The organism is Bacillus cereus group sp. N12, from assembly GCF_016483575.1.
Classification (GTDB): domain Bacteria; phylum Bacillota; class Bacilli; order Bacillales; family Bacillaceae_G; genus Bacillus_A; species Bacillus_A toyonensis.
In genome coordinates, this window is the sequence record NZ_JAEHBO010000017.1 from 48,695 (window position 1) to 74,807 (window position 26,113).

A 26,113-nucleotide genomic window follows, 5' to 3' on the forward strand; every position below is an offset into this window, starting at 1 on the left:
AGCCCCTCCCTTAATTAACCGTTTCTCTTCTATTCATCTTCATCATAATTTCAACGAAAATTAAAATAAATAAACTTCCGTATAAACATATAATCTGAAATAACATTGGCATGAGATCTTCTGATGTAAATGCTTGAAATACTAACATAATAGAAAGAGGAATAATTAAATATAAGTTTTTAAACCATCCTTCAAAATACATGTTTATAGCTACTGTCATGATAAAGATCCCACCAGCTAACATATAACTTTGCATTTGGGTGAATGTAACCATCTTTGTAGGATATATTACATCTAATATCGTAACAGCTCCTAATAAAAACATTGGAGCGATCATGACTAAAGACCACATAGAAAACCACGTTTTGGTAAAGCTTGTTACAAATGTCATTTTACGAAGCAAAAAATTAGGGCCTAACACAGCTAACATTAATGTGAAACTATAACCAATGCACTGAATAAGTGAAATTTGTAACTTTCCGTTATTCACTATTAAAATAGAAGCAATAATCCAAAATGCTACGATATTCATTACTGTAAAACCAATTTGCTTCCACGTTTCCTGTCTATCTCTTTCCATCACTTTTACAAGTTCATTAGCATATTCTTTCGGCGAACTTCCAAAAATTTCTTCTACACTTTTCCCGCCACTCTCACCTTCTATTAAATGCAACTCTGCATCTTCTAAAAAGCTTTCCATATCGCTTTCTTTCACACTCTTTGCGGTCAAAAACAATCTCATATCTAACAAAAACTTTTGCGCTTCACTTGATAGCATTATTTTCTTCCCTTCCCTTCAAGTAGACGTTCTACACTACTTTGCATCGCTTCCCAGCGACCCATAAATTCATCCAGTTCATCTTCTCCCTTTTCTGTTAACGTATAATACTTCCTTTTTGGACCAGATGGAGATTCCTTCATTACACTTGATATTAGCCCCTCTTTTTGCATCCGTATTAACAACGGATAAATACTTCCCTCACTCGCCATTGTAAAACCATACTTCGCTAGCTTTTCACTCATTTCATAACCGTATATTTCACCTTCAGAAATAATAGCAAGTAAGCATCCTTCTAAAATCCCTTTCAGCATTTGACTTGTCGACATAATTGAAATCCTCCCACTATCTTGTTTTACAAGATAGATAAGCGTAAGTATCTTGCTTTACAAAATAGTATAGCAGAGACTATTTTGTAAAACAAGATAGCTAACGGATTTTTTCCAAATGTTTGCAGGAATTTCGTAGTTCCCCCTCTAAATAGAGCAATGAGGGAACTTTTATTATGAAGGAGTGTTTTTCATCATGGTTACAAATCGAGTTGTCTTTTTAACAGGTGCTGCGAGTGGTATTGGTTATGAAATGGGGAATACCTTTGCAAAAGAAGGCGCAAAAGTTGTTATTACTGATCGCCTTGAAGATCGTGCGAAAGAAGCTGCTGAACAATTACAAAAAGAAGGCTTTCAAGCTATCGGTTTAAAATGTGACGTTACATCTGAAGAAGAAATTACAGCAGCGCTTTCTCAAACAGTTAGTCATTTCGGTTCATTAGACATATTAATTAACAATGCAGGAATGCAACATGTTTCACCGATTGAAGATTTTCCAACTGAGAAATTCGAGCTTCTTATTAAAATTATGCAAATCGCTCCATTTATCGCCATCAAACACGCTTTTCCTATTATGAAAAAACAAAAATACGGCCGGATTATTAACGTCGCTTCTATTAATGGCCTTGTCGGATTCGCCGGAAAAGCTGCCTACAATAGCGCAAAACATGGCGTAATTGGACTGACAAAAGTTGCCGCATTAGAAGGTGCTACCCATGGAATTACTGTTAATGCACTTTGCCCTGGTTATGTCGATACCCCTCTTGTACGTAATCAACTACAAGACTTAGCTACTACACGAAATGTACCGCTTGAAAATGTTTTAGAAGATGTCATTTATCCACTTGTACCACAAAAACGTTTATTACAAGTACAAGAAATTGCTGATTATGCTATGTTTTTAGCGAGTGAAAAAGCAAAAGGCATAACTGGTCAAGCTGTCGTTATCGATGGTGGTTATATTGCTCAATAAAGTGAAACTTTAATCAGTGGGGCTTCATCCCCCACTGATTCGTAGCCCTCACCAATCGGGCTTTTACGGGCAGTTAATGCGTGATAAAAAAATAAAGTTTGCTCACGAAGAGCAAACTTTATTTTTTATCACGAGGATCATCGTACTTTAGTAATTGCTGTGGCAGTTTCTCTATCGCAACAGTTATCCCATCTAATTTACTTTCAATCCGATGGAGTAAATATAATGTTACAACAATTGGAAAGCCTACATTACCTATCATCCCGATCCACTCTTCCATCCTTCTCTCCTCCTTTCATTATATAAATAAGGGGAAAAGGCACATTTAGGCATAAAAAAACAAGCTATTATGTATTAGCTTGTTTTTCAAATAATGATGCAATTTCTCGCTCATAATCTCCACGTATAATACCTTTCTCAGTAATAATACCTGTAATTAATTCATGCGGTGTTACGTCAAATGCAGGATTATAAACATCTGTACCAATCGGTGCCACTTGTTTGCCAAAAATTTTCGTAACTTCTGTTTCATCTCTTTCTTCAATAACAATTTCGGTACCTGTTTGTTTCGTAATATCAAACGTAGATAACGGAGCTGCAACGTAAAATGGAATTTCGAAATACTTTGCTAATATAGCTAAATTCATTGTTCCGATTTTATTTGCCGTATCTCCATTTGCGACAATTCGATCTGCCCCTACGATAATTGCATCAATTTCTTTCGTACGAATTGCATGAGCTGCCGTATTATCTGTAATAAGCGTCACATCAATACCCGCTTGCTTTAACTCCCATGTCGTTAAACGGCCACCTTGTAAAACCGGTCTCGTTTCACATGCATACGCATGTAAGTGTACACCTTTTTCTTTCCCGATATAAAACGGCGCTAATGCAGTACCATACCTTGCAGTTGCAATACTTCCAGCATTACAAATTGTTAAAATGTTATCACCGTCTGTAAAGCATGTTAACGCATGTTCCCCAATACTCCGGCATACCTCTTCATCTTCCTGCTGAATGCGAAGCGCTTCTTCTTCTAATGTTTTTTGCGCTTCTTTTATTGTAGTAATCTCTCGAATAGATTCTCTCATACGATCAATTGCCCAAAACAAATTCACTGCCGTCGGTCGTGATGTCCCTAAATAGTTACAATCTCTATTAAATATCTTCTGAAATTCTTCAATATGTATCGTGTTATATTTTTTTGATGCAAGCGCCAAACCAAATGCTGCTACAATTCCAATTGCGGGTGCTCCGCGTACTTCTAACATTACAATACTTTTCCATACCTCTTCAATAGTCGTCAACGTTTTATATTCTGTACTATGCGGCAACTTTGTTTGATTTAATACCGCAATTGCATCACCTTTCCAACTTACAGACCTCGGAACAGTTACAAATGTACTCATGCTTTTATGCCTCCTGAAACTGTCTGTTGAAATAATGTTCGAAACAGTTGAATATCAGCACACTTAGATTCATATTTTATTAGTTCTTTTCCTAAGTACAGCGCTTGCTTCTTAGCTTGAATTCTTCTTTCTTTATTTGCTATTTCATCTAAATCCGCTACATGAGCTAAACCAATTGTTCTACGAATCAGTTCACATCCGGCAAATCCGACGGCATCAGTAAAGATATTTTGCAAAATAATTGGTAACCATTGTTTTTCTTTCGTATATGCTTCTACACCTTCTCCAATCCATAACTTCGTAAAAGTTTCTACAAAATAACTCCATGTCTTTTCTATATGGAAAAATAGTACACTTCTCTTTTCTTCTTCTCTCGATAAAGCATTTAATAATAGATTTGCAATAAATTGACCGATATCAAAGCCTAATGGACCGTACGTTGCAAATTCTGGATCAATCACTTTCGTTTCAGAAGGTGATGAAAAAATACTACCAGTATGTAAATCACCATGAATAAGCGCTTCTTTTCTCGTTAAAAACTTATATTTATATTGTGCTACTTTTAGTTTTAAAATTTTGTCACTCCAAAGTTCATCAATCACTGACTGTAAATCTGACTCATAATCATTCGTATCGTAATGTCCAAACGGATCCGTAAAAACTAAATCTTCTGTAATTTTACTAAGGTCTGGATTTACAAATGTACCTTCTAGCACCCTTTTCTCTTCTGACTGTAAACCGAAATCTGAAGTATAAAATAAAACATGTGCTAGAAAACGACCGATATGCTGGGATAAAAGTGGATATCCTTCTCCATCTATTAATCCTTTTCTTGTAATTGTTAGTCTTGATAAGTCTTCTATTACTGTAACTGCTAACTCTTCATCATGACTGTACACTACCGGAACATAATCTGGTACATACTTAGCGAAAATTTGTAATGCCTTGCTTTCAATCGTCGCTCTTTTTATAGACAACGGCCAGCTCTCACCAACTACTTTCGCATATGGAAGTGCTTGTTTTATTATAATTGCTCTCTCTCCATCAACTAATTTGAACACGTAATTTAAATTTCCATCTCCTATTTCATGACAAACTACATTCGCCTTCTTGTCAAAATATCCATGTTCTTTCGCATATTGTACAGCTGTTACTTCTGTTAATGAATAATATCCCATCGTCTTTTCCTCCTTTTTAAATTCAGAGGTTTTTCTAACGCAGAAAAACCTCTTTCCACTAAGAAAGAGGTTTGAAGTTTATCTTCTCCCCTCTTATCTGCCAGAAATTTTACTTTCTGCTGGAATTAGCACCGTGCCTTTTGGCGTCATAAACGCCCCATTTCACAATGGTATTACGGTCGGTTGCTGGGCTTCATCGGGCCAAATCCCTCCACCTGCTCTTGATAAGAGTTATATAATTTTTTAGAATTTTTAACTTTATGTTGAAGACTATACCAAGAATAAAAATCACTTGTCAATATTTTATTTGTATAGTTCTGGACGGCGATCTGCAAAAACTGGAATTCCTTTACGTACCTCTTTAATCTTCTCGAATGTAAGTTCTCCAAATAAAATGGATTCCTCTTTATTTGCCTCTACCACGACTTCACCCCAAGGATCCACAATTAGAGAATGACCTGCAAACTCATTATTCGGATCCTTTCCTGACCTATTGCATGCAACAACATAACATTGATTTTCAACTGCTCTTGCTTGCAATAGCAAACGCCAATGTGCTAAACGAACTAATGGCCATTCTGCTACAACGAATATAACTTTTGCCCCTTTAGCAGTATGAACGCGCATCCATTCTGGAAAACGAATATCATAGCAAATTGTGCCAGCGCACTCGATATCATCTAGTTTAAACTCACCTGTTTCATTACCGGCTATTAAATATTTGTGTTCATCCATAAGCTGAAATAAATGTACTTTACTATATTCATTGACTAGATCTCCTTCGTTGTTTACGACATACATTGTATTGGTAACCCCTTGCTCTGTTTGCTTTGCTATAGAACCACCAACAATATGTACACCATATTGCTTCGACCATTCTTTCAACTTTTCTTTCGTTTCTAATCCATCCCTATCTGCAATTTCAGAAAGCCTCGTTAAATCATATCCTGTTGTCCATAGTTCTGGTAAGACGATAACATCTGGTCTTTCCTTCATCGCTTCGCTTATTTTGTTTTTAGCGTTCTCCATATTTTTTTCTACATCTCCAAATACAATATCCATTTGAATACATGCGACTTTCATTTTTTCAGCCCCATTCTTAATTTTCTCTTTACAAAATACTGGAAAGATTATATCATTTGTCACTAGAATTGTAACAACTTTCAAAAGAGGTGGAAAGTATGAAATTATTTCAACCTTCTGAGATAGTAACATCATTGCCAACACAATTTTTCGCTTCACTTGTTGCAAAAGTTAACAAAGTCGTTGCGGCTGGTCACGATGTTATTAATCTAGGTCAAGGTAATCCAGATCAACCAACACCGCAGCATATCGTAAAAGCTTTACAACATGCTGCAGAAAAGACCATTCATCATAAATATCCGCCATTTCGCGGACACGAAAGCTTAAAAGAAGCCGTGGCAACATTCTATCAACGTGAATATGATGTAGTAGTAAATCCAAAAACTGAAGTTGCTATTTTGTTTGGTGGAAAAGCTGGATTAGTAGAATTACCAATGTGTTTTACCAATCCTGGTGATACGATTCTCGTTCCCGATCCAGGTTATCCAGATTATTTATCCGGAGTTGCTTTAGCAAAAGCGCAATTTGAAACAATGCCGCTTATTGCCGAAAATAAATTTTTACCAGATTATACAAAAATTGATGACGCTATTGCGAAACAAGCAAAGTTAATGTTTTTAAACTATCCAAACAATCCTACTGGTGCTACTGCATCAAAAGATTTCTTTGATGAAACCATTCATTTTGCTAATAAACATAATATATTAGTCGTTCACGATTTTGCTTACGGTGCAATCGGATTTGATGGTCAAAAACCGGTTAGTTTCTTGCAAGCAGACGGTGCAAAAGATATAGGAATTGAAATTTACACATTATCCAAAACTTTCAATATGGCTGGATGGCGTATTGCTTTTGCCATAGGGAATGAAAGTGTCATCGAAACAATTAACCTATTGCAAGATCATATGTATGTTAGTATTTTTGGTGCAGTTCAAGACGCTGCCCGCGAAGCGCTATTAAGTTCACAATCTTGCGTCGTAGATCTTGTAAATAGTTACGAATCTCGAAGAAATGCTCTTATTTCAGCTTGTCACTCTATCGGTTGGAATGTAGACATCCCAACCGGCTCCTTCTTTGCATGGCTTCCTGTACCAGAAGGCTATACATCTGAGCAATTTTCTGATATTTTGCTAGAAAAAGCACACGTTGCAGTTGCTCCTGGTGTTGGATTTGGTGAACACGGTGAAGGATACGTCCGCGTTGGTCTCTTGCATACAGAAGAACGATTACGAGAAGCAATTAATCGAATTGATAAATTAAATTTTTTCAAAAAGTCGTTGACAACATGAAAAATATCTGACAAAATTCAGTTATCTTAAAAATTTAAACATTTCTAAATACTTCTTATCAAGAGCAGGTGGAGGGACGAGCCCGACGAAACCCGGCAACCGATTTACAATTGTAGACACGGTGCTAATTCTCGCAGCATTACGCTGACAGATAAGGAGCTGGTTGTAAAAAAACCTCTCCTTAGCTGAGAGGTTTTTTTATTTAACTAGGAGGTTATAACAATGAGCGGAATTATAGCGACGTATTTAATCCATGACGATTCACTTAACTTAGACAAAAAGGCTGAACAAATTGCACTCGGTTTAACAATTGGCTCTTGGACTCATTTGCCACATTTATTACAAGAACAATTAAAACAACATAAAGGCAACGTCATTCATATTGAGGAATTAGATGAACAAGAACATATCAATTCGTATCTACGCAAAAAAGTAAAACGTGGGATTATTAAAATCGAATACCCATTATTAAATTTCAGTCCAGATTTACCAGCGATTTTAACAACTACATTCGGAAAGTTATCACTTGATGGCGAAGTGAAATTAATTGACTTAACGTTTTCAGACGAATTAAAAAAGCACTTCCCTGGTCCAAAATTCGGTATAGACGGTATTCGAAATCGTGTACAAGTGTATAACCGTCCCCTTTTAATGAGCATTTTCAAAGGAATGATTGGACGAAATATTGGATACTTAAAAACTCAATTACGCGATCAAGCAATTGGTGGTGTGGATATCGTAAAAGATGATGAAATTTTATTCGAGAACTCCTTAACACCACTTGCGAAGCGAATTGTATCTGGAAAAGAAGTTTTACAATCCGTATATGAAACATACGGCCATAAAACATTATATGCCGTAAATTTAACAGGGCGAACTTTCGACTTAAAAGAAAATGCGAAACGCGCAGTGCAGGCTGGTGCTGATATTCTATTATTTAATGTATTTGCTTACGGACTAGATGTACTACAATCACTGGCAGAAGATGATGAAATCCCAGTTCCTATTATGGCACACCCTGCTGTAAGTGGTGCTTATTCAGCATCCAAGCTATATGGGGTCTCATCTCCATTATTACTTGGAAAGCTACTACGTTATGCTGGTGCTGATTTTTCTTTATTCCCGTCTCCATACGGAAGTGTTGCGTTAGAAAAGGAAGATGCTTTCAACATTTCAAACTATCTAACTGAAGACGATGCATTTTTCAAGAAAAGTTTCTCTGTCCCATCTGCTGGCATTCATCCTGGTTTCGTTCCCTTTATTCTACGAGACTTCGGTAAAGATGTTGTTATTAATGCGGGCGGCGGCATACATGGGCATCCGTATGGGGCGCAAGGTGGTGGAAAGGCTTTCCGTACTGCAATTGATGCTACTTTGCAAGGTAATCTACTCCATGAAGTAGATGACATAAATTTGCATAGCGCACTACAAATATGGGGAAATCCCTCTTATGAGGTGAAATTATGAGTATTCAAGTATTTTGTGATTTCGATGGTACGATTACAAATAACGATAACATTATGTCGATTATGGAAAAATTCGCACCACCAGAAGCAGAAGAAATAAAGCAAAGAATTTTATCACAAGAGCTTTCTATTCAAGAAGGTGTTTCTCAATTATTTCAATTGCTACCTACTAATTTGCATGATGATATAATTCAATTTTTAAAAGAAACTGCCGAAATTCGTAGTGGCTTTCGTGAATTTATACAATTTGTAAATGAAAATAATATTTCTTTTTACGTTGTATCAGGTGGAATGGATTTCTTCGTCTATCCACTCTTACAAGGAATCATTCCAAAAGAGCAAATTTACTGTAATGAAACAGACTTTTCAAATGAATACATTACAGTTAAGTGGCCTAACCCTTGTGATCATTACTGTCAAAATCATTGTGGATTATGTAAATCATCTTTAATCCGCAAATTAAGTGATACAAATAATTTCCATATTGTAATCGGAGATTCTATTACTGATTTACAAGCTGCGAAACAAGCAGATAAAGTATTCGCTCGCGATTTCCTTATTACAAAGTGTAAAGAAAATCATATTGTTTATACACCGTTTGAAACATTTCACGATGTTCAAGCTGAATTAAAACATTTGTTGGAGGTGAAATCATGAAACAACTGTTTCGTCAATGGTATGACTTAAGCGAGATTAAAAAAGAATTAACAACTCGAAATTGGTTTCCAGCAACAAGTGGCAATATTTCTATAAAAGTTAGTCATGAGCCGCTTACTTTCCTTATTACAGCAAGCGGTAAAGATAAAACAAAAACCACTCCAGATGATTTTCTATTAGTAGATCATGCAGGAGTTCCTGTTTTAGAGACTGAATTACGCCCTTCAGCAGAAACAATATTGCATACACATATTTATAACAATACGAATGCCGGGTGCGTACTTCATGTTCATACAACGGATAACAATGTCATCACAAATTTGTATAGCGATACAGTCACCCTTCAAAATCAAGAAATCATTAAAGCTCTTGATATTTGGGAGGAAGGTGCAACAATTCACATTCCTATTATCGAAAACCATGCTCATATCCCAACACTTGGGGAGAACTTCCGAAAACATATACAAGGAGATTCGGGAGCAGTATTAATTCGAAATCACGGCATCACTGTATGGGGCCGAGATAGCTTTGATGCAAAGAAAAGATTAGAAGCTTATGAGTTTTTATTCCAATTTCATATAAAACTATTATCAATTCAAGGAGGCGTTTCTAATGGCGCAAATTCGTATTCATGAAGTAAATACTCGCATTGAGAATGAAGTGGAAGTATCAAAATTTCTACAAGAGGAAGGCGTTTTATATGAGAAATGGAATATTTCTAAACTTCCTACTCATTTAAATGAAAATTATTCGTTAACAGATGATAACAAAGCTGAAATATTAACTGTTTTTTCAAAAGAAATCGCTGATGTTTCAGCACGCCGAGGTTATAAAGCGCATGATGTAATTTCACTTTCAAGTAGCACACCTAACCTTGACAAATTATTAATTAATTTCCAAAAAGAACACCATCATACTGATGATGAAGTTCGCTTTATTGTCAGTGGCCATGGCATCTTTGCTATTGAAGGCAAAGATGGAAAATTCTTTGACGTTGAACTTGAGCCAGGCGACCTAATCTCTGTTCCTGAAAATGCAAGACATTATTTTACTTTGCAGGACGATCGTCAAGTTGTAGCTATTCGTATTTTTGTTACAACTGAAGGCTGGGTTCCAATCTATTAAGGTAGCTAGTTGAATAAAAGGACTTGGACCCCCTTTTCCAACCTTTTATTCACTCTACATATATACATCCTCCTATGGAACAGGCTTATTTCAAAAAATGAAATAGGCCTGATTTTTTATTTATTCAAAGCATCTTTCCTCTTCTTCCAAGAAACAATCTATCCACTCGATTTTTCAAGTGTATTTCTCAACACTTTTTGAACATTTGTTGAACTTTTTTGATTTTTTTCTGAAAATTCTGTTTTATATATGATATACTACAACTAATAAGAAGGAAAATAATATTGCAAACAGAGGGGGATAATCATGAGTTTACTTATCGCACTTATACTAGGAGTTTTATGCGGAGCTATTCCTGTTATTTTAGGAGCTATTATGGAAGAGTTAGAAGTTGGTGTTTTAGGTTTTGTCGCCTCTTGTGTAAGCGCTTTATTTTTTAGTTTATACGGCGCTATTCCTGTTGCTATTCTGTGCGCATTTTATATATTACGCCACGCTCGCTCAAAACAATTTGGCGCTAACCACATGGCGCAAGTTATCCCGTTCCCGGTTGAACGGTGCCGTCGAGCTTCTAGCTTATAATTATAAAAATGAAATATATTTACCTAAATAAATAAAAGTCCTCAAATGAGGACTTTTATTTATTTTCTTCTAGAAATTGAAACAATTCTTGTAGATGTAACGCATCTTCACTATAGCTAACAGACACATGACATATATCGTCAATCTCAGCTTGCATATAAAGATCCACTCCATCACGATCATATTTTAATGCCAAATAAAACTCCATTTCTTCTAACATCTTTTTTGAGGTTCGAATGACATAATGCCCTTTCTCATCTCTTCCATATTCAAAGTTTGGTTCAAAATCATATTTTTGTTTAAAGGCTTCCTTTTGTTTTTCATTGATTTGTATACAAGTTGCTCGCTGCACAGCATCAATCATCTCATCAAACTTTTGGAGATCCATCTCATTTACCCCCTTATATACTTTTTATATAACACTTGTGTTCCGCTATTTTCTTCTCCATCCATAATTAACTCTTCATACAATTCTTTCGCCAAGCTTAAACCTGGTACTGGTAATTGTAATTTTTCAGCCTCATCTAAAGCGATTTTCATATCTTTCATAAAATGCTTTACGTAAAACCCTGGCTCAAAGTCTCCTTTTAACATTCGAGGAGCTAAATTATTTAATGACCAACTACCTGCTGCACCTGTTGAAATACTCTCTAATACTTTATCTGGATTTAGTCCAGCCTTTTTCGCGTAAGCAACAGCTTCACATACTCCAATCATGTTGGATGCAATTGCAATTTGATTGCACATTTTCGTATGTTGTCCACTCCCAGCTGGTCCTTGTAACTGAATATTTGTTCCTAGTTTTTCAAATAACGGTAAACATCTATCATATATGTCTTTCTCTCCACCGACCATAATTGCAAGTCTTGCTTCTTTAGCACCAACATCTCCTCCAGATACTGGGGCATCTAACGTAAATACATTCTTTCTTTTACCAACTTCATTTATACGTTTTGCCAATGTTGGTGTAGATGTCGTAAAATCAATGGCTATCGTGCCTTCATTTGCATTCTCTATAATCCCTTCACTTCCAAAGTACACTTCTTCAACATCATGTGGATATCCAACCATAGTCATTACAACATCTACTTGCTTCACTAACTCTTTCGGTGTATCACACCAATTTGCACCATCTTGTACTAAAGAATCTGTCTTCGCTTTCGTTCTATTATATACATATACTTTATGACCTTCTTGCATTAAATGACGAACCATACTTTTTCCCATTACACCAATACCGATGAAACCTATTGATAAAATTTTGTTTTCCATATTCTCATCCCCTTTGTTCTAATAAATCATTTACCATCTTTCGAAACTCATTATTAAAATCATCATCCATACTATTTTTCACATTTGAAAATAAAATAACAAAAGTCCCTTTTTCTTTATTAAAATTATTGAAAGTGTTCCAACCAGATAGTACACCATGATTATGAAAATAATCTGGGTATATATAAAAACTAAATGCATATTTCCGTTCTTCTGAAGGTGAAAACATCGCTTGCATACTTTGTTCAGAAAGAAGTTTCCCATTTATAATTGCTTCGTCTAATTTCTTCATATCTCCAACTGTCGTATACATCTCGCCGCAACCGTATAACCAATCCATTGACAATTTTTGTGCAGGTTCAAGTACATTATCTTTCTTAACGTACCCTTTAGTAAAATGCTGATCTCCCGGAGCCATATTTCCCATACCAGATTCGTGCATTTCTGCTTTAATAAATATATTTTCTTTTATGTAATCTCCTAACGTTTTTTTTGATATGCTTTCTATAATATAAGCAAGCACCATATAATTATAATCTGTATATCTCCAACCTGCTCCTGGTGGAAACTCTACTTTTTGACTTCCAATCCAATTTACTAAGTTTATACGAGAAGCCGCATTCACTTTTCCTTTGCCGCTTTCCGGTAAACCCGATGTATGCGTTAATAAATGATATAAAGTGATATTTTTATCTGCTGGAAATGAAGGAATATATGTATTTACATTTTCCTGAATGTTTAATTTCCCTTGTTCTTGTAGCTGTAAAATAGATGTAGCAACTACTGTTTTCGTAATAGAACCGATACGATATTTTGTTTGAGGTGTATTTTCTATTTTATTTTGAACATCAGCATATCCATATCCTTTATTCAATATAACACGCTCTTTATCAGTCACCAAAACTGTCCCATTAAATTGCTTTCCTACTAAATATTGATCTAATTTTTGAGATATACTAGCATAATCAATTTGTCTCTCTTCTTTTTCTTCTATATTATCTTGCACTTCTGACCCAATAGCCGGGGCCACATTAGTAGTTAACACTGTTTGTTCCATTACACTGGGAGCATAGAAAGCATAGTATACTCCGCCGCAAACAACAGTACATAGTGAAGCAACTACTATTATTTTTTTTATCATATTGTTCCTCCATAATTACTTCATTACATATGGTCTCCCTACTACTATTATCAGGCAATAAAAAAAAATCGCAACAATTAGTTGCGAAAAATCACATTTTTTCTTTTCTATATATACATACCTGATTTTTCCCATTTTTTTTCGCTTCATATAATGCAATGTCCGCTCGCTGCATTAATTCTTCTCTTGTAATTCCTTTCTCATATAACGCTACTCCAAAACTCGCTGTTAATTTCGAAATTCCAGAGAATTGTTTTGTTTCAATAAAAAAGCGCAATGATTCTGCAACTTGAAATGCTTCTTTTTCTACTGTATTTGTCACTAATATAATAAATTCTTCTCCTCCCCATCTTGCAAATACATGTTGTTGCTCTACTTTAGACTTCATAAGTTCTGCAAGTTGTATTAATGCTAAGTCTCCAAAATCATGACCATATGTGTCATTTACTGTTTTAAAATTATCTATATCAAATAATATAATTGCCATTTTTTCATCGTTACGTATTACATTATCCCACTCTACCTCTAATATTTGTTGGAACTTCAAACGATTATAAATCTCTGTCAATGAATCTATCATGGCAAGTCTTTCTTGTTCTTGATAGATTTCATCTAATTCTGTAATCTCTGTACACTTTACAATAAATCTCGATAAATCTTCTGGTAACGGCGTCGCACGTAATAAAAAAGTTGATACAATTCCTTCATAATTAGACATCTTAATTCTTCTATCATATGATAATGTATCATCTAACCATGTTATATCATGAGTCGTCGAATAATATCCATTTTCTCTAATAAAATGTTCGGCAAACACTAAATGTTGCTCACGATAATCAAACAAATTTTCATATCCAAAAAACTCTAAAAAATTCGTATTACAATCAACAATCTCATCATCTTCTACTATAAATAATAGATCATTGTGAAAATCAAACATCATCTGCAGTAGTTCTTGTTGCAAACTTACTTGCCGCACTAAAGAAAGTTGATACAAACTTTTATTTACTTCTTCTAAAACTACTTGTGGAGTTACTGGTGCTATCACAATATTACGTATTCCTAACGTAAGCACCTCTGTAAACTCATTTGTTATTTGTTGATCCCAAATGACAATGAATGTACTATGTGGATTATACATATTCTTTATATATTTTATTTGAGAAAAATCTGTTACATACATAATTACAATATGCGGTTTAGTCTTATGAAACAATAGTTCTCCTTCTTCAAAACTATTTGCTATAAACATGCATTTGGGATGAATATTTTCAATCGTTTGTTGATGTGTGCATCCATTTTCTATATAAAGGACATTTAACTTAAGATCTTGTAGTACATTTTGGAAAACCGTATTCTCTAATAAAAAATGTAGTATGTTCATCACTAGTCTTCACTCACTTCATATATCTTGTTCTACAGAATTCCTCACAAACGTTTTATAAATAGCTATTCCCAAAAACTTTAATGCGTGAGGGATACATAGCAACAAGCTAATTGAGAATGTAATCTTCGCTTTTTCACTCTATAAATTCCTTTTTTAGTGTATGATTATAGGAATTGTATCGTTTGTATGAATGCCCTAGCTTACTCTTTAAAACTTGACAATTAAAATAAAGATATTATATTCTTAAACTCGACAACTTACAAAATGTAAGTAGAAGATATTACATTTATTTTTAAATAATTTGATATGTAATTTGGAGGATATATAATGACAAACGATAACTTTTTTAACGTTCTATATGAACGCACGTCTACACGTGCATTCAACCCAGACAAAGAAATTTCATCGACAGAATTACATGAAATTTTAAAAGCAGCTGCACAAGCACCTTCTGCTTGGAACCTACAGCACTGGAAATTCCTTGTTTTCCAAGGAGAAGATGTACAAAAACGATTACATCCAATTGCTTATAACCAACAACAAATTCTCGATGCTTCTGCAGTAGTCGCTGTTTTAGGTGATTTAGAAGCTTATAAAAATGTTGCACCCGTTTATGGTCCAATTGTTGAACAAGGCTTTATGAAAGAAGAAGCAAAAGAGCGTTTAGCTAAAAATATTGAATCTGCATATACTCGTGAACAATTTCCAAGAGATGCTGCTTTTTCAAATGCATCTTTAGCAGCAATGCAACTTATGCTTGCAGCTAAAGCAACTGGCTGGGACACTTGCGCTATCGGTGGTTTCAATCCACAAGCACTTACAGAAGAATTCAATGTTTCATCTCGATACGTACCAATTATGCTTATTACAATTGGTGAATCAACTTTAAAAGGCCACCCTGCACCACGAATGAGCGTAGAGCAAGTGAGTGAATGGGCAAAATAGTAAAAACGAAGGTAATTTCATTACCTTCGTTTTTTTATACTCTGTCACACATCCGTAATATTACAATGTGTTATTGGATATCTACAGATAGATAAACAGTACAGTTTATGTAAATTCCATAAACAAATATGACGTTTTGTGTCGAAATTTGTTAAAGTATCGAAATATAACCGTGTATTTTTGTTACAATTATGATACAATGATAACAAATAGATAACAAGAGAGGGATTTTCATTGAGTTCATACGGAAGCTTTATCGCACTTTTAAGTTACATAGTAACTGTACTACTTCTATATTTTATTGGCGATGCTGCAAACATATCAGTGTTACAATTCCCAAAAGAAGAAGCGTTCCAATTAGACGCAGAAAAACATACTGCACGATCCATTGCACCATTACTCTTAGCTCTCCCAGTATATATCATTGTTTTATATAAAAGTAAAAAAGTGTAAAGCCTACCTATTTCATTCATTTTGGTGGTCTTTACACTTTTTTGTGATATTTCCCCTATTTTAAACATCATTCCGTACTAAACACCCAGCTAGTCTTTTAAAATGAGAAAATACCCTAGAAAAAATTCCACGCTCTGTCCAGTCACTAACTACCGAACTTACATAGATTATAAGTGTGAAGGGGGTGATGAGGATTATGTTTGGATCATTTGGATGCTGTGATAACTTTAGAGACTGTCATCATCGTGAAAGAGAGTGTGACCATCGCGACCATCGTGAGAAAGAGAGAGAGGTAAAACCACAACAACCAGCTGTATGTAACGTACTTGCTAGCATTTCAGTTGGAACAGAGCTTTCTCTTTTAAGCATTAGAGGTAATGGTACTTTCAACAATGTAATTTTTGAAGGTTTCGCTAACGGTGTTGCTCTTTTCTCTGCTTTAGCTCGTAATAACAAAGACGACAAAGATAACAATAAAGACGATAAGAACAATCAAAATCGAAATACTTTTACTGGTATTTTACGTGTATGCCCAACTGATATCGTTGCAATCGCTATCTAATTCTGTCTCTTATCCTCGATAGTAAGCAAATAAGATTTACTTTTCTCATAGAAAAAACCTGAGACCGATTTCAAATCGACTCAGGTTTTTTTATTGATTATATGCTTTTAACTAATTCAACAACTTCTTCAGCAGTTGACATTGTTAATGCTTTTTCTGCTAATGTTTCCATTTCTGCTTTTGACAACTTGCTTAGTTGTGTTCTTGCAGGAAGGATAGATGTTGCACTCATACTGAACTCATCTAAGCCTAATCCTAATAATAATGGGATGGCAAGTGAATCTCCCGCCATCTCACCACACATACCAGCCCATTTGCCCTCTTTATGAGCAGCATCGATAACCATTTTTACAAGACGTAAAATAGATGGGTTATATGGTTGATATAAGTAAGCTACACGTTCGTTCATACGGTCTGCAGCCATTGTGTATTGGATTAAGTCATTTGTTCCGATAGAGAAGAAATCAACTTCTTTTGCGAATTGATCTGCTAATACTGCTGAAGCTGGAATTTCAACCATCATACCCACTTCAATAGAATCAGAAACAGTTGTACCCGCTTCTACAAGCTTTGCTTTCTCTTCTAATAAAATCGCTTTCGCTTGACGGAACTCATCAAGAGTTGCAATCATTGGGAACATAATTTTTAAGTTACCGTATACGCTAGCACGAAGTAATGCACGAAGTTGTGTACGGAACACATCTTGCTCATCAAGACATAAGCGAATTGCACGGTATCCTAAGAATGGGTTCATTTCTTTTGGTAAATGTAAGTATGGAAGCTCTTTATCTCCACCGATGTCAAGTGTACGAACAACAACAGGTTGACCTTCTTTTACACCTTCAAGAACTGCTTTATACGCCTCGAACTGCTCTTCTTCTGTTGGAAGATTGTCACGGCCCATGTATAAAAATTCTGTACGGTATAAACCAACGCCTTCTCCGCCATTATCGATAATACCTTGTACATCATTTGGTGTTCCGATATTAGCAACAAGCTCAACGTGATGTCCATCGCTCGTTACAGTAGCTTGGTCTTTTAATTTTGCCCATATTGCTTTTTGCTCTTCAAATTTCGCTTTCTTTTCTTCAAAAGAACGAAGAGTTTCTTCCGATGGGTTTACAATTACTTCTCCATCTAAACCGTCAATGATTACGATATCGCCATTTTGGATTTTCTCCATAACAACTTTCGTACCAACAACTGCAGGAATTTCCATAGAACGAGCCATAATTGCAGAGTGAGATGTACGTCCACCGATATCAGTCGTGAAACCTTTTGCATACTTACGGTTTAACTGAGCTGTATCAGATGGTGTTAAATCTTCAGCAATAATGATTACTTCTTCAGAAATTGTACCAGGGTTTGAGAAGTTAATTCCTAGTAAATGTGCAAGAACGCGTTTTGTTACGTCACGAATGTCCGCAGCACGTTCTTTCATATATTCGTTATCCATGTTTTCAAACATAGAAATAAACATTGATGCAACTTCATCCATTGCAAATTCAGCATTTACTTTTTCGCTATTTACTTTATCTTTTACCGGGTTTACTAGTTCTGGATCATTTAATACTAATAAATGTGCTTCAAAGATCGCAGCTTTATCAGCACCCAGCTCAGCAAAAGCGTGGTCCTTAATTGCTTCTAATTCAGTTTTTGCTTTCTCAAGCGCAGCGTCTAAGCGTGCAATTTCAGCAGCTTCGTTTGTAATTGATTTCTTTTCAATGTTAAATTCAGGATTCTCAAGTCTGAAAGCCTTTGCAATAGCAATCCCACTTGATGCAGCGATCCCTTGAATATTAAGAGTCATTATTCTCCTAATCCTTCGTTTTTCATAGTTTCTTCGATAGCTGCTAGTGCTTGAGCTGCATCATCACCATTTGCAGTGATTTTAATTTCTGCGTTTTGTTGAATGCCTAAAGACATAACGCCCATGATTGATTTTAAGTTAACATTTTTTCCGTTATACTCTAAGTTAATGTCAGAACCAAATTTGCTTGCAGTGTTTACAAGTAGAGTTGCTGGACGTGCATGAATTCCTGAGTCGCTAGTTACTTTAAAGATTTTTTCCATGATAATTTATCTCCTTTAAATTACAGTTTTTTTAGTTGTATAGACGTGAGTACTACATCATCTATTGTATATAATAGGCGATGTTCGGTCAACCACATCGCCTATTATAATTATAAACATTTTGCGTCAAATTCCTACTGAATGTCAATAATAGCGTTTTCGCCCTTCTTAACATTTCCATCTTTTTTCAATTGGACTTGTTGCCCTTGTTGTAAATTTGTAAATACAATTGGCGTAATAATAGATGGTGCATTTTCTTTTACGAATGCAAGATCTACTTTTAATAATGGTTGTCCTTGTTTCACTTTGTCGCCTTGCGCTACAAGTGCCTCAAATCCTTCACCATTTAATTTTACAGTATCAATACCAAAGTGAATTAATATCTCTTTTCCACCCTCAGATTGAATACCAATCGCATGCTTTGTAGGGAATACATTGACGATCTCACCATTAACTGGAGAAACTACTGTTCCTTCTGTTGGCTCGATTGCAAATCCGTCTCCCATCATTTTTCCTGAGAATACTTGATCAGGTACTTCTGTAATCGGTAAGATTTTCCCTTCAATTGGTGATACGATTGTTTCATTTTCATCAACTTTTTGAGGAGTTTCTTCTACCTTTACAGGCTCTTCTTTTTCAACATGAGGTGTACGACCTGACATAATATCATGAATTTGTGATTTTAATGTGTCAGATTTTGGTCCGAAAATAGCTTGAATGTTATTTCCAACTTCAAGTACACCAGCCGCTCCAAGTTCTTTTAAGCGGTCTTTGTTTACATTCTTTTGTTCGTTAACTTGAACACGTAAACGAGTAATACAAGCATCTAAAGAAGCAATGTTTTCTTTACCACCAAGTGCTACTAATACTTCTCGAGGAAGTTCACCTGCTTCTGTTTTTCCTGCGCCGTCATTCGCATTTGCTACTTCACGACCAGGTGTTTTTAAATTCCATTTACGGATTGCAAAGCGGAATCCGAAGTAGTAAATAACTGCTAGTACAAGACCAACAATAATTACCCACCACCATGCTGTACGGCCTGGTAATACACCGAATAACATAAAGTCGATTAAACCACCAGAGAATGTCATACCAATTTTAACACCTAAAATTTGCATTGTCATAAATGATAGACCAGCAAATACAGCGTGAATTCCGAATAATACTGGTGCTACGAATAAGAATGAAAATTCAAGTGGTTCTGTAATACCTGTTAAGAAAGATGTTAATGCAGCAGAACCTAAAATACCAGCTGCTAATTTTTTATTTTCTGGACGTGCTTCATGGTACATTGCTAAAGCTGCTGCTGGAAGACCGAACATCATGAACGGATACTTACCAGTTGTAAATGTACCTGCTGTTAATTCTACACCATCTTTTAACTGTGCCATAAAGATTTTTTGGTCACCGCGGATTAATTCGCCAGCTGCATTTGTGTACTGACCAAATTCGAACCAGAACGGTGAATAGAAAATGTGATGTAATCCAAATGGAATTAATGAACGTTCAATTAAACCAAAAATAAATGCTGCTAACGTTCTATTCGCATCAATCATTTGATGTGAGAACGTATTTAAGCCACCTTGAATGTATGGCCAAATGAAGCACATGATAATACCTACTACTAAAGAGAATGTTGCAGTTGCGATCGGTACGAAACGCTTACCTGCAAAGAAACCTAGGTATGAAGGTAATTCAATATTGAAGTATTTATTATAGCAATATGCCGCTACTATACCGACGATAATACCACCAAATACTCCTGTTTGTAGCGTTGGAATTCCTAATACATTCGCATATGCTGGATCTGCAAATCCAATTTTCACTGGGTCTGCTCCAGAACTTGTTACTTTTACTAACTTATCTACTTCTAAGAACACACTCATCGTTTTGTTCATAATTAGGTAGCCAACGAATGCTGCTAAACCAGCTACTCCGTCTCCACCTGCTAAACCAATTGCTACCCCAACTGCGAATAATAATGCAAGGTTAGCGAAAATAATATCACCAGATTGTTCCATAATTTTTGCAACCATTACGAACCAATCTGCTTTTAAAGCAGGAATAACATTTGTTAACTGTGGATTTTGAAATGCATTACCAAATCCAAGTAAAATACCTGCTGCCGGTAAAATCGCTACTGGAAGCATTAACGCTTTCCCGACTTTTTGAAGAACACCAAAGATCTTCTTAAACATGGAAACCCTTCCTCTCTTATCTATATTGATACCTTCCGACAAACGCCAAAAAGGCATGAGGAAAAAAAGATAGAACGATAGCTATACAAAGGGTAGTATATCCCTTTCTCTAGCTTACATTCCTGGCTTTTCTCCACTCATGCCTGATCGAATCAGTAACACGTGTCAAAAATAGGTTTACGTATAAGTTCACTATAATTAAGGCAAACGTTTTCGTTACTTACCTTAATGTGTTTGTCGAAATTTGTATAACTTTGCAATAGTTATTATACATAACTATTGTAAGCGATTCAATGATTTTTTTTAACGTTTTCATTTTAGACAAAAATATATGTCTTTTTACACATGCTCCGCTTTCACTAATCGTTGCAAGTGCATTGTTAAATAAATACTTTCAGCTTCATATACAGGCAATTGCAATTCTTTTTGCATGACCTTAACCAGCTTCCAGGCTAAATTATAACAGACGGGATATTCTGCCTTTAATAAATCAGCAAAGCTTTGTGATTCCTCAACTTTTTCTCCCTTTTTCACCCGTTCAATAGCATATTGTAAATGACGAATAAGGCGCAAATAGTGAATACTTTCTTGGTCTAATGTAATTTGTAAGCTTGTTTCAATTAAAGATACAAGTTGTGCAATGAGACGGGAGTTTTGATTAACTGAAGATAAATCTGAATTTGTAAGTGAACTGTAAATATGGAGTGCAATAAAACCAATTTCTCCTTCTGGCAATGTAATTTGCAAACGAGAATTTAAAAGGTCTACAACACCTTCAGCAATTTCGTATTCTTCTGGATACAGCATTTTCGTTTCAACCAGAAAAGGATTATCTATTGTAAGTCCTTGTTTTAACCGCTTAACTGCAAAAGAAATATGATCTGTTAAAGCGATGTGAATATGTTCATTTAATGGCGATTTTGCCTTTTCTTGAATGTAGAACATAATGTCATTCATTAATTCAATTAATTTTTCACTCACATGCGGCACTAACAGTTTGTATTGTTCTCGATCACGTTCATTTTTTAAAACAAACATTTTTTCAATTTGTTCTTGCTCCAATACATCTTTCGCTTTTTTTCCAAATCCAATTCCTTTACCAATCACTACTACTTCCTCGTGTTCAGGATGGCTAGCAATGATGACATTATTATTTAAAACTTTTTTAATTTCTAGATAATTACTCATATAACACCACCCTCGTACTTAAATAGCCTGCTTTTATGTTACAGAATATTCTTCTTTGTCGTCAATGTAAAACATCTACCATTTAATAAAAATTCATTTTTTAGACATGTTTGTATATGATGCGTATAATGTAAGGGCAACTGTACATAGAAAGGAGATTGCAACATGATTAAAATGTTTGTAAGTGATATTGATGGAACAATGATGCAACACGGAGGTTTTATCGACGAACAAGATATTATCGCTTTGCGCAGCTTAGCTGAACAAAATGTAATTCTTTGTTTCGCTTCTGGAAGACTTGATAATGAAATTGCAGACTTAATGAGAGCGGTTAATACAAATTTCCATCGCATTAGTGTAAATGGTGTTTTTGTATATACACATGAAAATAAGAAGCTATTATCTGCAACTTTCGATTCCAGCATTCTTCCAGATTTGTTAGCTATGACAAATGAAGACCCTTATTTCCGTTATGTAAGTGATGAACATAGCTACTACATTGAAGAAAAAACACCGTTTATTCATGAACTTGAACAACAAGTAACGATGACTTCTGTTGAAGAACCTAATCTATTACAGAAAATTGATGATACAATTTTTCCAAATAAAATTTCTGTCGGTGGAACGAAGGAAAGCTTACAACTCCTTCAGAAAAAAATTGATGAAAAATTTCATGGGAAAGTTAGCACCTTCATTTCAGCAGAACAATGTTTAGATGTAATGCCACCTAATATTAGTAAAGGTTCTGCTATTTCTATTTTATTAAAAGAATTTCAAATACAACCAGAGGAAATTGCTTGCATAGGGGATTCTTATAATGATATTCCAATGTTCTCTTTAACTCCTCACAGTTTTGCTATGTCTCAAGCAGATGACGCAGTAAAAGAGCACGCTCACTATGTAGTAAATACGGTTAAAGATGCTGTTAACCACGTAATTACTCATAATAAAAATACGACTCACTCCTTATAAGGATGAGTCGTATTTTTATTTCTTTACATGTTAAACACTTTAAAATTTACTGTACTTTACAAACTGAAATATATTATTTATTACGTGCGATGTTTGTAATAAATTTATAACGATCCCCACGATAAATACATTTCACATACTCTAACGGTATCTCACCTTCTGAATATGACCATTGGCGCATTACAAGCACAGGCGCCTTTTTAGGAATATGCAGATGTTCAGCTTCATTATCCGTTGCAATGGAAGCCTCAATTGATTGAGTAGCGCTAACAAGCTTAAAGCCCAGTTTTTTCTCTAAATGTTCATATAAAGATTGTTGCAATATTTCTTCGTTAATATCTTTTACAAGAGCTGGCGACAAATATGTCGTCTCAAAAGCAATCGGTTCATCATCAGCTAAGCGAATACGCCTCACTTCATAAACCGACTCCCCCTCCTGTATTCTCAACCGGTCTGCTATTTTCGCAGTAGCTGGAACTAGGCGGAAACTAAGTAATTGACTACTTGGGTTCATCCCGCGAGAAATCATATCTTCTGTGAATCCCGTCATTCCTTGCAATTTTTGTTCCACTTTCGGAAGTTGGACAAACGTTCCAATTCCACGTTTCCGATATAAATAGCCTTGTTCCACTAAATTATTAATCGCCTGTCTGATTGTCATACGACTCACTTCGAACTTATCACAAAGTTCATTCTCAGATGGGATTTTGTCTCCCGGCTTCCATTCGCCGTCCTCAATTAGCTGTTTCACCCACTCTTGAATCTGATAATAGATCGGAAATGGTGAATACTTGTCGATGTTCATCAGCAATCGCCTCACTGCATAAAGATAGAGCTTCTTGATCAGCGATTACGGTTACATTCGGATGACGTTGTAAAACTGTAGCAGGACACGCTTCACTATATTCACCTTGCAATAACTCTTTAAGTGCTTCTGCCTTTTTAGGCCCCATAGCAACAAGTAGAATTTGTTTTGCTTTCATAATGCTTCCAATTCCCATTGTAATCGCATGAGTTGGCACATCTTCTTCTTTTTCGAAGAAACGAAGGTTTGCTTGGCGTGTAGATTCTGTTAATTCAACAATGTTAGTTGGAGAATTAAATGCTGTTCCTGGCTCGTTAAATCCGATGTGACCGTTTTCACCGATTCCAAGAATCTGTAGGTCAACTGGGTTAGCAGCTAGAATGCTCTCGTAACGTGTGCACTCTTCCTCTAAATCACTTGCCATCCCGTTTGGTACATAAGTTTGTTTAAATGGAAGATAATCAAACAACTGTTCTTGCATGAAATAGTGATAGCTGTTTTTATCTTCGTGTGGTAAATTTACGTACTCATCTAAGTTTACAGTGGTTGCATGACTTGTATCAAGTTTATTTTTTCGCATTTCTGCATAAATACCTAATGGAGAGCTTCCTGTAGCCATTCCTAATGTTGGATTTTCTTTTGATTTTACAACTTCTTCAATTAATTTATAACCTGCTTCTGCTAATTCTTCTGGAGTTTTTACAACAAGAATATTCATTTAATTACTTCCCTTCCTTCATATGAATTCCTAAACGAACGGTATCATATACATGTAAATTTTCAGTCATCACAACAAAGTCTGCATCTTTCCCTACCGCTAACGCACCTTTATTATTTAATCCAAACTCTTCTGCCTGGTTAACTGATGTCATACGTACTGCGTCTTCGATTGAACATCCTGTAAATTCAATTACATTTCGGAAAGCTTGATCCATTTTTAGAATACTACCAGCTAACGTTCCATCTTCTAATCGAGCACTACCATCTTTTACATGTACTGGCTGTCCGCCAAGTTCATATAATCCATCTTCAAGACCTTTTGCTCGCATTGCGTCAGTAATGACACTTACTTTTTTCGGCCCTTTTAATTTATATGCTAATTTCACCATATCAGGGTGAATATGAATGCCATCTGTAATTACTTCAACCATTACATCTGGATTTAATAACACATGACCAACAACTCCTGGTTCACGGTGATGTAATCCACGCATTTGATTGTACAAATGTGTTGCATGTGTAATGTTTCTATTTTTTAGTTGCGCATCAATTGCATCTGTATGCCCCATTGTGCCAACAACACCAGTTTCAGCAAGATACTGTTCAAACTCTAATGCTCCTTCTTCCTCTGGTGCATATGTTACTAACTTAACTAAATTACCGCTTGCTTCCTGCCATTGTTTAAACTGTTCAATATTCGCAGGAACGATATGTTCTAATGGTTGTGCACCTGCACGTTTTTTTGAAACATACGGTCCTTCTAAATGAATATATTCGAAATGTGCTCCTTTTTCTTTCGCTTCCTTTGCAGCACTTAGTGCGGCTTCTATCGCTTCTGGAGCTTGTGTCATTGTTGTCGGGAAGTAAGTTGTAACCCCTTCTTTTAACATTTCTTTACCTAGAGTTACTAATCCATCGCTATTTGCATCCATCGCATCAATATCGTATCCACCATGAATATGAACATCAATCATACCTGGAATTACAATCTTCCCTGTAGCATCAATAACAGTTTCATCTTCTTGTGGTACATATTGAGCCATCAAACCAATTTCTTTAATTGTTTCTGCGTAACGAATAAATCCGTTTTCCACTACTTCTTGACCTGTGTAAATTTTGGCATTGATGACAATTTGCGTTTTCATTTTCATCGACCCTTTCCCATGAACTTTCCTACTTGTTCTTATTACCTTATTCGCCTAATCCCATCTTAATATACACACAAGTAGTTGTCTATACATTCCAATGAAATTTCCATTTTGTTTAACGAAACATATATTATAATTACGTCTCTCGTAATTATAATATATGTTATTCATTTTTTCCAAAAAGGGACGGTCTCCATCTCTAATGTATGAATTACTTCAATAATGGCATGAATCCACTAGACCCTATCATAATATGTTCCCCATCTGTATTCACTTCTACAGTGCGTTTATTTGTTCCATATATCATTATACCGTGCCGTTTCAATCTCCTTACTACACTTTGGTGAGGATGGCCATACGGATTGCTACTCCCATACGAA

At 35.5% G+C, this 26,113-nt stretch carries 28 protein-coding genes, 1 pseudogene and 2 riboswitches; of the genes and pseudogenes, 11 read left to right on the forward strand and 18 right to left on the reverse strand.

Annotated elements, in window-relative coordinates; translation table 11 throughout:
* Window positions 1–10: 10 nt before the first annotated feature.
* A complete protein-coding gene (locus tag JDS92_RS11555) occupies window positions 11–778 on the reverse strand; it encodes a DUF1129 domain-containing protein (RefSeq protein WP_199631958.1) in 768 nt (255 codons plus the stop codon).
* Entirely contained in the window at window positions 778–1,107 is a 330-nt protein-coding gene (locus tag JDS92_RS11560; protein WP_000107973.1) for a PadR family transcriptional regulator, read from the reverse strand. Before JDS92_RS11560 ends, JDS92_RS11555 begins: the two co-directional genes overlap by 1 nt.
* Window positions 1,108–1,303: 196 nt before the next feature.
* Here JDS92_RS11560 and JDS92_RS11565 point away from each other — a divergent pair, with 196 nt between their 5' ends.
* Entirely contained in the window at window positions 1,304–2,080 is a 777-nt protein-coding gene (locus tag JDS92_RS11565; protein ID WP_199631959.1) for a 3-hydroxybutyrate dehydrogenase, read from the forward strand.
* A 118-nt stretch (window positions 2,081–2,198) separates the two neighbouring features.
* Here JDS92_RS11565 and JDS92_RS11570 read toward each other — a convergent pair whose 3' ends face one another.
* The 4 genes from JDS92_RS11570 to JDS92_RS11585 form a co-directional block, all read right to left on the reverse strand.
* On the reverse strand, window positions 2,199–2,360 hold the full coding sequence (locus tag JDS92_RS11570) for a YvrJ family protein (protein WP_000393323.1): 162 nt from the start codon (window positions 2,358–2,360) through the stop codon (window positions 2,199–2,201).
* Between the two features lie 67 nt (window positions 2,361–2,427).
* Window positions 2,428–3,489: an S-methyl-5-thioribose-1-phosphate isomerase gene (gene mtnA, locus JDS92_RS11575; RefSeq protein ID WP_087969743.1), complete on the reverse strand. Its 1,062-nt coding sequence runs from the start codon at window positions 3,487–3,489 to the stop codon at window positions 2,428–2,430.
* Window positions 3,486–4,667 (reverse strand): S-methyl-5-thioribose kinase, encoded by a 1,182-nt coding sequence (gene mtnK, locus JDS92_RS11580; RefSeq protein ID WP_199631960.1) that lies wholly within the window; start codon window positions 4,665–4,667, stop codon window positions 3,486–3,488. Before mtnK ends, mtnA begins: the two co-directional genes overlap by 4 nt.
* 90 nt (window positions 4,668–4,757) lie before the next feature.
* Window positions 4,758–4,898, reverse strand: a riboswitch (SAM riboswitch).
* Between the two features lie 72 nt (window positions 4,899–4,970).
* Window positions 4,971–5,834 (reverse strand): carbon-nitrogen family hydrolase, encoded by an 864-nt coding sequence (locus JDS92_RS11585; RefSeq protein WP_140158503.1) that lies wholly within the window; start codon window positions 5,832–5,834, stop codon window positions 4,971–4,973.
* 14 nt (window positions 5,835–5,848) lie between these two features.
* On the opposite strand from JDS92_RS11585, the gene JDS92_RS11590 reads away from it, so the two are divergent.
* From JDS92_RS11590 to JDS92_RS11615, 6 genes are all read left to right on the forward strand, one after another.
* On the forward strand, window positions 5,849–7,039 hold the full coding sequence (locus JDS92_RS11590; RefSeq protein WP_000765539.1) for a pyridoxal phosphate-dependent aminotransferase: 1,191 nt from the start codon (window positions 5,849–5,851) through the stop codon (window positions 7,037–7,039).
* A gap of 52 nt (window positions 7,040–7,091) precedes the next feature.
* Window positions 7,092–7,197: riboswitch (SAM riboswitch) on the forward strand.
* Between the two features lie 64 nt (window positions 7,198–7,261).
* A complete protein-coding gene (gene mtnW, locus JDS92_RS11595) occupies window positions 7,262–8,506 on the forward strand; it encodes a 2,3-diketo-5-methylthiopentyl-1-phosphate enolase (protein WP_000014210.1) in 1,245 nt (414 codons plus the stop codon).
* On the forward strand, window positions 8,503–9,162 hold the full coding sequence (locus JDS92_RS11600) for a 2-hydroxy-3-keto-5-methylthiopentenyl-1-phosphate phosphatase (protein ID WP_000027454.1): 660 nt from the start codon (window positions 8,503–8,505) through the stop codon (window positions 9,160–9,162). Before mtnW ends, JDS92_RS11600 begins: the two co-directional genes overlap by 4 nt.
* Complete coding sequence (locus JDS92_RS11605; protein WP_000811318.1) at window positions 9,159–9,797, forward strand: methylthioribulose 1-phosphate dehydratase; 639 nt, start codon at window positions 9,159–9,161, stop codon at window positions 9,795–9,797. The genes JDS92_RS11600 and JDS92_RS11605 overlap by 4 nt, the downstream gene beginning before the upstream one ends.
* A complete protein-coding gene (locus JDS92_RS11610) occupies window positions 9,775–10,287 on the forward strand; it encodes a 1,2-dihydroxy-3-keto-5-methylthiopentene dioxygenase (RefSeq protein ID WP_199631961.1) in 513 nt (170 codons plus the stop codon). Before JDS92_RS11605 ends, JDS92_RS11610 begins: the two co-directional genes overlap by 23 nt.
* A 306-nt stretch (window positions 10,288–10,593) precedes the next feature.
* Window positions 10,594–10,869: a hypothetical protein gene (locus JDS92_RS11615; RefSeq protein ID WP_097958032.1), complete on the forward strand. Its 276-nt coding sequence runs from the start codon at window positions 10,594–10,596 to the stop codon at window positions 10,867–10,869.
* Between the two features lie 55 nt (window positions 10,870–10,924).
* On the opposite strand, the gene JDS92_RS11620 is transcribed toward JDS92_RS11615, so the two are convergent.
* The 4 genes from JDS92_RS11620 to JDS92_RS11635 all read right to left on the reverse strand — a co-directional run bounded on the left by JDS92_RS11620 (window position 10,925) and on the right by JDS92_RS11635 (window position 14,666).
* Window positions 10,925–11,257 carry a DUF3909 family protein gene (locus tag JDS92_RS11620; protein ID WP_000365606.1) on the reverse strand — a complete coding sequence of 111 codons (333 nt, stop codon included), beginning with the start codon at window positions 11,255–11,257 and terminating at the stop codon, window positions 10,925–10,927.
* 5 nt (window positions 11,258–11,262) lie between these two features.
* Window positions 11,263–12,141 (reverse strand): NAD(P)-dependent oxidoreductase, encoded by an 879-nt coding sequence (locus tag JDS92_RS11625; RefSeq protein ID WP_000428222.1) that lies wholly within the window; start codon window positions 12,139–12,141, stop codon window positions 11,263–11,265.
* Window positions 12,142–12,145: 4 nt separating this feature from the next.
* Window positions 12,146–13,282 carry a serine hydrolase domain-containing protein gene (locus JDS92_RS11630; protein WP_000591854.1) on the reverse strand — a complete coding sequence of 379 codons (1,137 nt, stop codon included), beginning with the start codon at window positions 13,280–13,282 and terminating at the stop codon, window positions 12,146–12,148.
* Window positions 13,283–13,373: 91 nt separating this feature from the next.
* On the reverse strand, window positions 13,374–14,666 hold the full coding sequence (locus JDS92_RS11635; RefSeq protein ID WP_001023176.1) for a GGDEF domain-containing protein: 1,293 nt from the start codon (window positions 14,664–14,666) through the stop codon (window positions 13,374–13,376).
* A gap of 330 nt (window positions 14,667–14,996) precedes the next feature.
* On the opposite strand from JDS92_RS11635, the gene JDS92_RS11640 reads away from it, so the two are divergent.
* The 3 genes from JDS92_RS11640 (at window position 14,997) to JDS92_RS11650 (ending at window position 16,629) form a co-directional block, all read left to right on the forward strand.
* Window positions 14,997–15,614 (forward strand): nitroreductase family protein, encoded by a 618-nt coding sequence (locus JDS92_RS11640; RefSeq protein ID WP_000180373.1) that lies wholly within the window; start codon window positions 14,997–14,999, stop codon window positions 15,612–15,614.
* Between the two features lie 234 nt (window positions 15,615–15,848).
* A complete protein-coding gene (locus JDS92_RS11645) occupies window positions 15,849–16,067 on the forward strand; it encodes a hypothetical protein (RefSeq protein ID WP_000100489.1) in 219 nt (72 codons plus the stop codon).
* Between the two features lie 196 nt (window positions 16,068–16,263).
* A complete protein-coding gene (locus tag JDS92_RS11650) occupies window positions 16,264–16,629 on the forward strand; it encodes a DUF3915 domain-containing protein (protein WP_000468033.1) in 366 nt (121 codons plus the stop codon).
* A 97-nt stretch (window positions 16,630–16,726) separates the two neighbouring features.
* On the opposite strand, the gene ptsP is transcribed toward JDS92_RS11650, so the two are convergent.
* From ptsP to glcT, 4 genes are all read right to left on the reverse strand, one after another.
* Window positions 16,727–18,439: a phosphoenolpyruvate--protein phosphotransferase gene (gene ptsP, locus JDS92_RS11655; protein WP_000174209.1), complete on the reverse strand. Its 1,713-nt coding sequence runs from the start codon at window positions 18,437–18,439 to the stop codon at window positions 16,727–16,729.
* A complete protein-coding gene (ptsH, locus tag JDS92_RS11660) occupies window positions 18,439–18,702 on the reverse strand; it encodes a phosphocarrier protein HPr (protein ID WP_000411080.1) in 264 nt (87 codons plus the stop codon). The genes ptsP and ptsH overlap by 1 nt, the downstream gene beginning before the upstream one ends.
* 134 nt (window positions 18,703–18,836) lie before the next feature.
* Window positions 18,837–20,900 carry a PTS glucose transporter subunit IIABC gene (ptsG, locus tag JDS92_RS11665; protein WP_199631962.1) on the reverse strand — a complete coding sequence of 688 codons (2,064 nt, stop codon included), beginning with the start codon at window positions 20,898–20,900 and terminating at the stop codon, window positions 18,837–18,839.
* A 339-nt stretch (window positions 20,901–21,239) separates the two neighbouring features.
* Window positions 21,240–22,088, reverse strand: a complete 849-nt coding sequence (gene glcT, locus JDS92_RS11670) for a glucose PTS transporter transcription antiterminator GlcT (RefSeq protein WP_000073868.1) — start codon at window positions 22,086–22,088, stop codon at window positions 21,240–21,242.
* A gap of 165 nt (window positions 22,089–22,253) precedes the next feature.
* Here glcT and JDS92_RS11675 point away from each other — a divergent pair, with 165 nt between their 5' ends.
* Window positions 22,254–23,060, forward strand: coding sequence for a Cof-type HAD-IIB family hydrolase (locus JDS92_RS11675; RefSeq protein ID WP_000594219.1), 807 nt, complete (start codon window positions 22,254–22,256; stop codon window positions 23,058–23,060).
* Between the two features lie 73 nt (window positions 23,061–23,133).
* Here JDS92_RS11675 and phnF read toward each other — a convergent pair whose 3' ends face one another.
* The 4 genes and pseudogenes from phnF to JDS92_RS11695 form a co-directional block, all read right to left on the reverse strand.
* Window positions 23,134–23,865: a phosphonate metabolism transcriptional regulator PhnF gene (gene phnF, locus JDS92_RS11680; RefSeq protein WP_073990542.1), complete on the reverse strand. Its 732-nt coding sequence runs from the start codon at window positions 23,863–23,865 to the stop codon at window positions 23,134–23,136.
* Window positions 23,795–24,583: a glucosamine-6-phosphate deaminase gene (gene nagB, locus JDS92_RS11685; protein ID WP_001024199.1), complete on the reverse strand. Its 789-nt coding sequence runs from the start codon at window positions 24,581–24,583 to the stop codon at window positions 23,795–23,797. The genes phnF and nagB overlap by 71 nt, the downstream gene beginning before the upstream one ends.
* A gap of 4 nt (window positions 24,584–24,587) precedes the next feature.
* Entirely contained in the window at window positions 24,588–25,730 is a 1,143-nt protein-coding gene (gene nagA / locus JDS92_RS11690) for an N-acetylglucosamine-6-phosphate deacetylase (RefSeq protein ID WP_199631963.1), read from the reverse strand.
* A gap of 214 nt (window positions 25,731–25,944) precedes the next feature.
* Window positions 25,945–26,113 (reverse strand): annotated as a pseudogene (locus tag JDS92_RS11695) (ComEC/Rec2 family competence protein); the annotation flags it as partial.